Origin of the sequence: Pseudoalteromonas sp. GW168-MNA-CIBAN-0100 (genome assembly GCF_040309225.1) — a bacterium.
Lineage (GTDB): Bacteria > Pseudomonadota > Gammaproteobacteria > Enterobacterales > Alteromonadaceae > Pseudoalteromonas > Pseudoalteromonas arctica.
The window spans coordinates 1-261 of record NZ_JBEOOL010000713.1 but is presented as its reverse complement, the minus strand read 5'-3'; the positions used below and the strand labels follow the sequence as shown (position 1 = coordinate 261).

General features: G+C 48.7%; 1 protein-coding gene. It reads left to right on the top strand.

Annotated elements, in window-relative coordinates; translation table 11 throughout:
* A partial coding sequence (locus tag AAEY62_RS23130) for an alpha/beta family hydrolase (RefSeq protein WP_350636778.1) occupies window positions 1-261 on the top strand: 261 nt, incomplete at both ends.

The following is a 261-nucleotide window of genomic DNA, read 5'->3' as shown; positions in this document are numbered from 1 at the left end:
TATTGGTGGCAAATCTATGGGGGGACGAATGGCGTCAATGCTTGCCTGTACTAGCGAGCATGCTATTTTAGGTGTATTAGCGTTTGGCTATCCGTTTCATCCGCCAGGCAAGCCTGAAAAGCTACGCACCGATCACTTTGCTGATATAGGCTGCCCATTTTTGGTATTACAAGGTGAGCGCGATAGGTTTGGTACTCGTGAGGAGCTAGCTACTATGTTAATGCCCAAGCAACCAGAATATTGCTGGCTACCCGATGGCGA